At 41.3% G+C, this 11,830-nt stretch carries 9 protein-coding genes; 6 read left to right on the forward strand and 3 right to left on the reverse strand.

Annotated features, from left to right (window positions below; all coding sequences use genetic code 11):
• Nucleotides 1-73: 73 nt before the first annotated feature.
• The 3 genes from RF007C_RS18130 to RF007C_RS14785 all read right to left on the reverse strand — a co-directional run bounded on the left by RF007C_RS18130 (nt 74) and on the right by RF007C_RS14785 (nt 3,912).
• Nucleotides 74-2,584 carry a dockerin type I repeat-containing protein gene (locus RF007C_RS18130; protein ID WP_193385760.1) on the reverse strand — a complete coding sequence of 837 codons (2,511 nt, stop codon included), beginning with the start codon at nt 2,582-2,584 and terminating at the stop codon, nt 74-76.
• A 213-nt stretch (nt 2,585-2,797) separates the two neighbouring features.
• Nucleotides 2,798-3,262: a hypothetical protein gene (locus RF007C_RS14780; protein WP_037301175.1), complete on the reverse strand. Its 465-nt coding sequence runs from the start codon at nt 3,260-3,262 to the stop codon at nt 2,798-2,800.
• A gap of 401 nt (nt 3,263-3,663) precedes the next feature.
• Complete coding sequence (locus RF007C_RS14785) at nt 3,664-3,912, reverse strand: hypothetical protein (RefSeq protein ID WP_037301178.1); 249 nt, start codon at nt 3,910-3,912, stop codon at nt 3,664-3,666.
• 481 nt (nt 3,913-4,393) lie between these two features.
• Between RF007C_RS14785 and RF007C_RS14790 the strand changes: the two genes are divergently transcribed.
• The 6 genes from RF007C_RS14790 (at nt 4,394) to RF007C_RS14815 (ending at nt 11,816) form a co-directional block, all read left to right on the forward strand.
• Entirely contained in the window at nt 4,394-5,164 is a 771-nt protein-coding gene (locus RF007C_RS14790) for a hypothetical protein (RefSeq protein ID WP_037301181.1), read from the forward strand.
• A gap of 355 nt (nt 5,165-5,519) precedes the next feature.
• A complete protein-coding gene (locus tag RF007C_RS14795; RefSeq protein ID WP_019680592.1) occupies nt 5,520-6,209 on the forward strand; it encodes an ABC transporter ATP-binding protein in 690 nt (229 codons plus the stop codon).
• 26 nt (nt 6,210-6,235) lie between these two features.
• Nucleotides 6,236-9,208, forward strand: a complete 2,973-nt coding sequence (locus RF007C_RS14800) for an ABC transporter permease (protein WP_037301184.1) — start codon at nt 6,236-6,238, stop codon at nt 9,206-9,208.
• Nucleotides 9,205-9,912, forward strand: coding sequence for a response regulator transcription factor (locus RF007C_RS14805; RefSeq protein WP_037301186.1), 708 nt, complete (start codon nt 9,205-9,207; stop codon nt 9,910-9,912). The genes RF007C_RS14800 and RF007C_RS14805 overlap by 4 nt, the downstream gene beginning before the upstream one ends.
• Before the next feature lie 5 nt (nt 9,913-9,917).
• Nucleotides 9,918-10,883 (forward strand): sensor histidine kinase, encoded by a 966-nt coding sequence (locus RF007C_RS14810; RefSeq protein ID WP_037301190.1) that lies wholly within the window; start codon nt 9,918-9,920, stop codon nt 10,881-10,883.
• Nucleotides 10,884-11,051: 168 nt separating this feature from the next.
• Nucleotides 11,052-11,816, forward strand: coding sequence for an AlkZ-related protein (locus RF007C_RS14815; RefSeq protein ID WP_037301192.1), 765 nt, complete (start codon nt 11,052-11,054; stop codon nt 11,814-11,816).
• The last annotated feature ends 14 nt before the right edge of the window (nt 11,817-11,830 follow it).

Genomic DNA, 11,830 nt, shown 5'->3' on the forward strand with positions numbered 1-11,830 from the left:
CTGCATCATGAATATATATACAAAGATATCCGCCTGCAGGCGGATATCTTATTTGTGCTATATCTGATATTTTTTATGATCTGATCTCACTGCCGCCCCATTCAACAACTGTAAAGCCCTTTCTCTCAAAGGTCTCAAGCTGCTGCGGCTCAATATCAACAGCTTCTTCAAGGGGAACATAGGCCATGAATACACGGAGCAGGCTGTCAGGCTTCGGAGTGATATTCAGCTTTGCGGAATCGGTATACACATCGCCCTGGAAAGAAATGAGATTATACCTGTTATGCTCCATTCTCGGCAGCCAGTATACGATGAACTCGTTCATTTCTTCCTCGGTAAGTCCTATATAGATGAGCTTTTCCTTCAGGAAGCTCTCTGTATTACTTCCTGCAACGCAGAAGCCCTCAGAGAAGTCAAATCTTGTACGGCAGTTTACAGCGTCCCAGAACAGATACTTATGATGTGTATCGTCTGCCTTGTTCAGAAGAGAACCGTCGGGGGAAGCTGTTACGTCCCAGCCGTTATTATACTTAGGATATGTTGTTGAGAGATCGGCTTCTGTAAGCTCCAGCTCAACATGGACATCTGTTTCTTCCTCAGGATAGAGATAGATAACAGGCTTGTCGCAGACTACCTCATATCTGATCGTGGGCGTGATATTATCCTCTTTGAATGTCCTTATCCATCCGTAACGATATCTGTAAAATACAAACACCCAGTTGTCATTACCTTTCTGATATCCGTTTTCGTTGAGCTTCGTTCCTTCGGGAATACTTAACCCTTCAACATATCCATAGCTTTCATCGGGCCCGATATACAGTTTAAGGTCATCTTCCAGAACAGTTAAAGGTGCGTATCCGACTATTACGTCCGGTTCAACATATAAGTAGTCACGGTCTACAAGCTCACGCTTCATAAGGGCAAGGTCGAATACGTCGAGTATGTTGTCGCGGCAGAAATCTGCGGCTTTAAAATCGGTAGTTTCCGTGCAGTTTACGCCAAGCAGCCATTTTTGCAGAAGCACAACATCTGAGATACTGAACGTATTATCCCCGTTAAAGTCACCGCTTGGGTGCCATTTCGTTCTGCAGGTAAGCTCGATACAGTCAGAATTTTCAGATGTTATCTCAAACTTAAGATCATTATACCAGCCTGATCTTGTTTCAGGAGTTAAATAATAGCCGTATGACTTATCATATACCTGACACGAATCAATAGTGCAGGGGTTGGAGTTGATATCAAATGTTTTGTAAATGATCTCATATATGTCCCCCTCTTTACTTGTGTATTTATTGAGATGGGCATTTCCATTGGGGATATCTATCAGCTCGCCTGTGTCTGAGTCATAAAAGGTTATCCTTGTTGACTTCTGCGGGTTGTTTTTCTTTTTCAGTCTGAACACCACATCAGCAGTATCGTTATTGTATTTTGTAACGGTCATATGATCGTCGGGGAGAATGTTACCGTTATAGTAACCTGCGGATTTATCTTCTGTGTCGGGCAGAGAATATCCTTCGGGAAGATCATTGCTGCTTAATCCAAATGAGAAATTGTACCCGTCAAAGAAGTCGCCTAAACGTACAATAGCAGGATTTTTATTAAATCCAACGGGCTGCATATTACAGCAGATCTCACCCTCGGGAGTGCTTTGGCTTATATCTGTCCATATTCTCGGTACTGCACCCTCGGGGAGCGTAAGCGGCTCGTTTGTATCATCGTCAACAAGAGTGACGCGCATATCTCCCGATAGCAGTATATTCTGTGCGCCATTTATAACTGCACAGTCGGCGACAAGTGTCTTGCTGTCTTCTTCGATGCTGGCATGAACTGCTCCGAAATCATAGGAGATCTTGTCATAGCCGTCCTTGACAGCCTTGTAAGCGTAGATCATATTGGTTTGTACGATTATAGGAAGATCAGATCCTGAACCGATTTTGCTTGTGCAGTCGCTTATTGCTTCAAGCTCAAAGCATTCTTTTCCGTCATCTTTCAGAAGCCAATCATAGTCAGAGCCTTCCTCATGAGAAAGACAGAACACTAAATAGTTATCCTTTACAGATAAATGACTGTTTTTGTCTGCATAATCCCAGTATTCCTTTTCGCAGTCGGGCAGCCAGCTGTATATGTCGGTCTCTATCACCTGAGTACCGAAACTTGTAAAAGAGAATTCTTTCTGAACTTCCGAGTCACAGCTTAATTGCACTTTGAAATCCGGCTGTGATGTCCATGCATTTTTGTATGCCATTACTTCATATGCTGTATCGGTATCTTCATTCACAAATACATCATGGTAGTATTCCGTAGGAAGAGCGGCTGTGTTTTTTATGTTGTATTTCTTTGTACTGAAAGACGGCTCCTCAAATACAACACAAAGCAGATCGCTTTCATTCTGATCTCCTATGTGCGTTACACCGTAAGTGTTAAGGAATTCGACTGCTGATTCAAGGTCGTTCGGAATCCAGTCAGAAAACAAGACGACAGACTTGGTGGGGGTGGTTTGTTCGGCGGCAAATACAGGCGGTGTGGATACCGCAGATGTTAACATCATACCTGTTGTCATAACAGCAATTAGTTTAGAATTCATTTTCGATCCTCCGTTCTTTAATTGAAATATGACTGTGCAAGTTTTTATTCTTGTTATTTTGGGCCAATGTCAAATTCCAGAGAAGTCTGCCCCGAATCGGGGGCTGATACCTTATCCACAGTCATTCTCTTTTTTTATTATTATACCTTATTTTTTACGTATACTAAATACAAAACAGGCGGCTCACCGAATTAATAAAAAAGTATATACACTTCACGGACTTCCCATTCCCCTGGCAAATGCTATGAGATAGCCAAAGATACAGGCAACACTTATCATACCGCAAAGGCAGCATGAGGTTAAAAGTATCTGAGGGAGATTCCCGGCGAAGGATATACTGCATAGTATCAAAGCGATGATGCACAGGATACCGGCGGCAATTCCTGCTGCCTTTACAGAAAAATGATCGTGGATCTTACTGTCTGTCCAAAAGAGCCACACAGCAGCGCCTGCTGCAACACAGCTGAGTACGGCAATGATAATAGCAGGTACCATGTGTTCTTTTTTGAAACACCAGAGTCCGAACACAGCGATGAGATCGGGAATCGCTGCATAAACAGCTGCTTCTAAGCAATATACGGGATGCGGAGCATGAATGTCGATCACAGTATAAGCGATACCTGCCAGTACAAGCGAAAGCAGGTACAGCAGCCACAGATGTGAGATAAGATAAGTCATGTTTTACCTCCTATCATTCAGATATTGCCACAATATGGTAGGCTTATTGAATATCATCGCTTTCTGTATATTCAGGACGCCTGTCATCAGTAACATGATGCTTGCAGCAGCGGCATAAAAATTTATGTAAATTCTCCCTTATGAATGACCTCTTTCATTCTTGTTCAATTATATCATAATCAAGCATAAAAATCAATTGTGTCACGCATAAACCTGCGGGAAACCGTGTTTATATTGCAAATGCCCGTGCAGGCATAGTCTATCTTCGTGAAGAGTGTTTGCGTGGTTTCACGGCTTTTTGCGGTATATTCTAACCTCCACAGAAAATAAAAAGCAGTACGAAGACTGCTTATATTTTTATTCAGCTACTGATAAGAATCTACAGCGTGACGCTGCAACCACTATATGAAATCCCAATTAGGATTCATTTCTTCTGTTGTTTTCCAATCAATATTATTTTTTTCCTTTAATATTCTTTTTTTCTCTCTTTCAACAAATGCAAATCTGCCACACCTTATTTCAGGTTCTACTAAAGATTCAGCTTCTTTGTTGACTTCTTCAATAATAGCTTTAAAGTATTCTGTATCTTCAATGGGATCATGTTTTAGCGGTTCGGTTTTGGGTAAAAGTTCTCTTTTTCTTCTTTTCATAATCTAAACTCCTATGAATTTCGTCTTTGCAAAGCAAGCTATACTTTTCTACGGAAATTATATCATATCTCAGAAGCGAAAGTCAATATCATAGATCCTGTATTTAACAGTATATCATAAAGAAGCTGTATCATCAGGTATTATGGAGTATCCATACAGAAGTGGTTTTAGCTTCGGTCTCCGTGTATTTATTTCTCATATCTGACACCGGTCGGATATTGATCATATGGATCACGTTCCTTTCGTTATCTGTATTTTATCGACTTGTCCATAGCATGAAAATGAATGTATCACATAATTGGTTTTATAGTAGGAAAAACCATGTCCCTATCCGACAGTTGTTATTTTGCACTGAAATATGCCGTGTAATATATACAAAATGCTGAAAATACATCTCAGCTGCAGCAATTCAAGCTTTTTCTGACACATAATTACCAGAAACACCTTTTGAAAGTATGACCATTAAGGGGGTAAGAATACTATGAAAAATACGGCAGCAAAAGTAATAGCGATCCTTATATCCGTTATGTGTTTTGCAGGATTCACGGCATGCGGAGCCAGGGCGGAAACAGGCAGCCATGGGCAGACTTTCGAGGAGACAGATGCGGGCGGCAAGGATAAGGAAGAGGAGACCACAGCTAAGATTACGGAAGATGCCACGACGGCGATCAGTGCCGAAAATGCCGATAATGATGCCGTAGAAGCCTTTCATGAGGCAAAACTAATCAAAGTCGGCGAGCATACCTATTATCCGGATTATCTTTTCGAATCCGACAGAGATAAGAAGTTTAAGGATTATATTCTATCTGTTCTCGGGAAATGCGACAAGGAGCTTCACGATAACATCTTCGTTTACGTCATCATGGAAGCCGAGACAAAGGATGAATTCAGATTTTCTGCCAAGATCATTATTGACGGCGTAATCCTTGAAGAAGGAGAGATGATGAACTGGCATACACCTGATACAGGCTATGTCTGGAATTACGATTACTCTAAGTTCAGAAGATGCGACTTTACCAAGAGTGATCTCGTTCCGGCAGAAGAAGCAATCACGATCGTTTATGAAGACGCGAAAGCGAATTCCGAAAAGCTCTGTAATGGTGACAGTATTTCCGGCACATATCTTCTTAAGGCAGACGGTCAGGGGAACCTTTACTACGAATTCACCGTAAACAAATACAGTTTAGTTACGATTGACGCAAAGACTGGTTCGATGATCAAAGCGCACTACTGGGACGGCGAGTACACATAATACCAATAACAAACCTTGAGTAGAGATAAAAAAGCTCCCTGTGTTTATTACACATGGAACTTTTTTATTTCCGAGGGATCATATAACCGGAGAATATATCTTTTGAAAATAATACTAAAGCATTACAAATAACAGTTTTTTTATTGTTATTTCAAACGCAATATGCTATAATAGTTTCAGCAGCTGGTACTTTACTGTCATTGAAATCCTGTAATGATATAAAATCACCCTATAAACATTCAAATAATGATATTATTGCAAAGTGACTAAACCGTCACCTTTTAGTCACTGTAATGAAATAATGAAGGGGTAAAGTAAGTATCATAAAATATCACACATAATACGGGAGGACAATATGGAAATATTAAGATGTGAAAACGTATCAAAGGTATACGGAAAAGGCGAAACAAAGGTAACGGCACTCGATAAGGTCAGCTTTACGGTTGAAAAGGGAGAGTTCGTATCTATAATAGGACCTTCGGGAAGCGGTAAATCTACGCTGCTTCACATACTTGGTGGAGTGGATAAACCCACAGAAGGCAAGGTCTTTATAGACGGTACGGATATACACAGTCTGAGCGAAGATAAGCTGGCTATATTCAGAAGGAGACAGATCGGACTGGTATATCAGTTTTACAATCTGATGCCTGTACTGAATATAGATGAGAATATCGCACTTCCGCATATTCTTGACGGAAGACCTCTGGATAAGGAAAGACTGGATCAGGTCGTTGAACATCTGGGACTGACGGACAGGAGAAATAATCTTCCCAGCCAGCTGTCAGGCGGACAGCAGCAGAGAGTATCGATAGGACGTGCACTGTACAGTCATCCTGCAATACTGCTGGCAGATGAACCGACAGGTAATCTGGACCGCAAGACAGGTGAGGAGATAATAGAGCTGCTAAAGGAATCAAATGAAAAGAATAAGCAGACACTGATACTTATAACCCATGATGAGGCTCTGGCAATGCAGGCTGACCGTATCATAAGCATTGAGGACGGCCGCATCGGCAGAGATGAAAAGGTCAGAAATCTGGTTTAAGCGGGTATGAAAAAGAAGGTGACAAAATGGACAATAAGAAGATAATCTTTCAGGTTACAAGAACATATATGATGAAGAACCGTAAGCGTACACTGGTTACTTTTCTCGGTATACTGGTAATGGTTATTCTTATGACTGCGGTATTCATCGGCAAGGATACAGTTATGGGCTACATGAAGAATGTAGCTGTAGCGTATAAGGGAAGCTGGCATTATCAGGTATATGATATCGGCAAAGAAGAGGCAGAGCAGATAAAGGCTCTTGATTTTATAGATAAATTTGAGGTCTCAAAGCCTCTCGGATATGCGGAATTCCCCGAAAGCGGAAATCCCGATGTCACACCTTACCTTGAAGTCAAGGAGTATTCGGAAAACCTTTTTGAACTGATGAACATAAAGGTTAAAGAAGGACGTTATCCGAAAAACTCAGATGAAGTCATTATCAGTGAAATAGCACTGAATGAAGGTGCTGACATAAAGCTCGGAGATACTATTGAAGCAGACTTTTTTGACAGATACATACACGCATTTACTGCAGAAGAATCGGATGCACTGATTGCAGAGGGAAAAGAAGCGAATTCGATAATGCTTCCTATCGGTTTTCAGCTCAGACCGGGAGATTTATTGAAAGTTCCCGATCATTTTCCATATAATAAAAACAATGCTCTCATTGAGATGATACATGAGCCTACGGGGCTCAGTAAGACTCTGACCGTAGTCGGTATAATGGAAGAGCCGTATTACGGATTACCCGGACAGGGCGGATATATAGCACTGACAGGAACAGATAATACCGTAAACGATAATGATAAAATCAATGCTGTATTGACAATAGATCAAAAAACGCATAAAGACTGTTTCGGAGAAATAGCAAAGATACTTGACACATCAAAAACGCCTGAAGAAAGAGAGGCTGCAGCAGGTCAGAGCAGCAATTATTTTACAGAGGATGATGAGCTGATCCCCGTTGAAAACGGTAAGATCGTTTCAAACGATATGCTTCTGGCATTCACTTCAAACGGACAGAATGACAGTCTTAATTTCCTTGTGATGTTTTGTCAGTTATTCTTTGTAGTGCTTATCACGGCTGCATCACTGGTACTTATATACAACGTATTCAGTATGTCTTATCAGGAAAGATGCAGATACCTCGGAATGCTGTCATCAGTTGGTGCTACACGCAGCCAGAAAAGATGGAGCGTATATTATGAGGCCTTCTCACTGCTTGCTCTGGCGCTTCCGCTTGGAATATGTATCGGATTTATTGTGGTAAAAGTGGGAATGGGACTGCTTTACCCATATTTTTCAAAGTTATTCGGTTCACTTCTGCTGAATGTTGTAATGGGCAGAAGCTTTGATATTCCCAACAGAATAGTGATCAATCCTTTAAACATACTGCTTGTTGTGATATTCTCCACGGCTGCTGTTTTTATTTCGGCATGGATACCTGCACTCAAAATAAGCAAGATAGGACCTGTTGAAAGCATAAGAGGAAACGAGAATTCAATGAAGCTGAAGAAAAAAGGCTATAAAAGTCATCTTGGCCTTATGCTTAAGGGAAAAGCCGAAAAGCTTATGGGAACAGCTTCAGTAGAAAGAAATATTTCATCTACCAAAGGCATTATAAGAAGCATCACTGCATTTACCGCACTTACTCTTATAACCGCATTTGCGGCAGGAAGCATTGGTGATATACTTAAAAGTATGGAGAATGAAGAAAGTCTGATTCCGGGCAAGGTATACACTGACTGTTCATATGTATTTAGGACTACCGGTCATCTTGATGAGGAGTGGTATCTGTCAGGCAGAGAAGATATCATGACTTCCGATGAAGTCAGCAAGTATGTGGAAATGGATGTCGCTTATTATGACGGCGGTATTCCGATAAAGTATTATAATGAGGAATATATCGGAACAGCAAGGCAGATACTTGAAAAGTGGTTTCCGAACGCAACGCCTGAACAGATACAGGAGCGTCTTTTCGGGGACGATAACTTCAGAAATGTGTACGCTCACCCGTGGACGGACATCATAACCTTGAATGATGAGGACTTTAACAAGATAGCAGACAGGGCAGGTATCAGCCTTACAAAATATGAAGGTTCGGAAACGGGTCCTGTGCTGATATATGATTCACTGAAAATCTCAACGCAGGATTGTGCTTTTTTCGACGATGATGCACAAAAGCCCAAATATGACGAATACTTCCTGAAGAAACCTTTATCCGTGAATGAAGGTGATACTATAGAACTTGAACTTACGGAATACGATGAAGAGCAGAATGAAGAATATGATTTCACTGTTCCCGTAAAGTTTGCAGGGTACATAGATGCCGATGCTATAAAGGAGTATTTCACTCTGAACGATAACGTGACCTTCATCTTCATTTCAGAGCAGACACGGGATAATATAATACTTAAAGATCCTGAATTCGGAAGGAATGATATCTGGAAGTGTGTATTCTTTAACGTAAATACAGAGGATTCTCAGCTGATTGGAAAGCTTTCAAAGATCGAAGATGAATTCGGACAAAGTGCGCTTCAATCAATGGAGTTTTTTGATCTGAAGGACTTTTCGGAAGTGGTAACAACAATAGCAAATATCGTAGCAGTATGTTTTACATTAATGATAGCGCTTATATGTCTGCTTAACCTGTATAATTCAGTGATGGGCAGATGCCTTGCAAGACATAAGGAAATGGCTGTCCTGCATTCGATGGGCATGACGAAAAAACAGAAGAATAAGATGCTTTTTATCGAGAACATAAGGCTTTTGATAAAGTCATTTATAAGGTCAGCTTTGATTACATCGGGCTTTGCGATATGTTTATATAAACTGATCAATCTGCATTATGAAAGAGTAAGTATTACGATACCTGTAGGGGGGATAATAATTACTCTGCTTGTGAGCATAACAGGCCTGATGGCATTTACAAAAATATGCTACAGACATGAAAACGGTATGCAGATAATAGATGAGATACGTAAGGAGAGTATATGAAAGTATTGATTGCAGAAGATGATCCCATAATAGTGGAAGGGCTTAAAATAGCACTTTTACAGGAGGGCTACGAGGTCGAAGCATTCGGGGATATGAAAAGCGCTATAGAGGCAATACAAGAAGAGGTACACTTTGATGTGTGCCTCCTTGACATAACCCTTCCCGATGGCGACGGCTATCAGATATGCAAGGCAATAAGAGGAAAATCAGATGTTCCGATAATCTTTCTGACAGCCTGTGACGATGAACTGCATACCGTTCTTGCCTTTGAAAATGAGGCTGATGATTATATATCCAAGCCGTTCAGGATAAGAGAGCTTTTAGCCAGAATGAAGGCGGTTATGCGAAGAAGCGGCGGAAGCAGTTCCAATGCGGATAAAGCAGGAAAAAAACAGGAAGTGGAGCAGAAACCTATTGAGATAGGCAGGAATATACTGGATATCAGAAGCGGAAGGATAATGCGTGATGAAGAGGAGATATTCCTTTCAGCTGCCGAATACAGACTTCTTCTTACGTTTGTAAGAAACAGGGGACTGCTCCTTACAAGGCAGCAGATATTAAATAGTATGTGGGACAGTGCAGGGGATTATGTAAATGACAATACTCTGACGGTATATGTTAAAAGACTCAGAAAAAAACTGGAACAGGAAGGCGATGAGCCCATAATACAGACCGTTCGTGGAATGGGCTATCGTATGGTTTGATTCAAATGAAATTAAGAATCGGAATTGTTGCCACTGCGATCGTACTGTGTATCCTGCTCAGGAAACCGTGTCTTATTGCGGTGGTGCTGGCAGCTGTACTTATTATAATATTGGCGGCGGACATCATTGAAAAAAGAAAAATAAAAAAGCAGACAGATGAACTGATATCATATATCACCAGAGTACAGGATTATTCTTCACTGCCTGAAATGCAGAAGATTTCGGAAGGAAACATGGGGATCCTGCAAAGTGAGATATACAAGGTGATAACTATTCTGCTTGAACAGTATTCGTCCGAGCATAATCAGAAGAAATATATGTCGGATATGATGTCTGATATATCACACCAGTTCAAAACACCGCTTACTGCCATATCATTGATGAATGAGCTGTTAATGAACGAAACGGTCAGTGATGAGCAGAGAATGGAATATGCAGGGAAGATCGATGCCCAGATAAACAAGATGACATGGCTCCTCAAAAGTCTCCTGACGCTTTCACAGCTGGAAGCAGGGGTTCTGGAAATGAAACCGGAAAAGGCGGAATTGAATAAGCTTATCAACGAGCTGTCCGAACCGTTTTTGATAATGGCTGAAGTTGCGGAAGTGGAATACATAGTCAGTATTCCTGAAGAGATAGTAATTATGGCAGATGTACACTGGTTTAAAGAGGCACTTTCAAACATAATCAAAAACTGTATCGAGCATACAAATGCAGGAGGTTATGTAAAAATATCTGCCAGTCAGAATAATCTGCATACCACTATTATTATAGAGGATAACGGAAAAGGCATCGATAAAGAACACCTTCCCCATATATTTGAAAGATTCTATAAGGCAGGCAATTCATCTCACGACAGCGTGGGAATAGGTCTTGCCATGGCAAGGCAGATAATCCGTGTCCACGACGGAAAAATAGAGGCAGAGAGTGAAGTGGGCAAGGGAACCAAATTCACGATCAGTCTGTATTGAAATACAGATATCCAATAAAAAGAATTATATGTCCTTTTCATATCTGCATTTATGTATTCAGGTTTTCGCAGGCTTACGTTTTTATTATATATCGATTATATCGTTTTTCAGAGATGTTGTAAATGTATCTGAGGTGTGCTATAATAAAGAAAAACTTAGGAGCAGGTTATGATAGTAGAGAACGGTGAATGGATAATACATGGACTTGCGCGGGAAGATCCCTGCAGGATACGCAGTCCGAAAGAGCTTGTGGATTGGATAAATGAGGTGGGATTTCTTCCGCTTTTCAGCAACGGTGTGAAAGGCTTTTCTGTAGAGGAGCACGTTTCATCTGATTACTGGTGGACAGGCGACAGAGAGCAGGATCCGTGGGAGTGGCGCGAGATAATAGCGGCAGGACATGAAGCAGCTTATGGTAAATTTTTCGATAAGAAGGCAGGCTTTATCAGTCTGGAATGGCTGCCGTATTTTGCAAATTACAGGCGTGACGGTTATGACTTTGACTCCGCATGGGAGGACAGTAAGGTCAACCGCCGTGAAAAGCTTATAATGGACGTTCTGACAGAGGCAGGCAGTGACGGTGATATTGTCTGGACAGATAAGCAGATACTGTCAACGGAGCTTAAACAGCTGGCAGGTTTCGGTAAAGGCGGCGAGAAGAACTTTCAAGGCATTACGACAGACCTTATGATGAAGACATATCTTGTTACAGCAGACTTCCGCAGGCGCAGGAATAAGAATGGGACAGAGTACGGAATGGCTGTATCGGTTTTGCTGCCGCCCGAAGCTTTATGGGGATATGATGCGGTTACTTCCGCATACAATGAATCACCTCATGAGTCATGGCAGCGTATAGTTGACAGGGTCAAGAAGTTATATCCGGATGCTGATGAAGCTGAGATAATAAAGCTTATCGGAAAAGAGCCTAAGTGAATTAGAAAGAGCAA

This window comes from Ruminococcus flavefaciens 007c (assembly GCF_000571935.1).
GTDB classification, from domain to species: Bacteria; Bacillota; Clostridia; order Oscillospirales; family Ruminococcaceae; genus Ruminococcus; species Ruminococcus flavefaciens_F.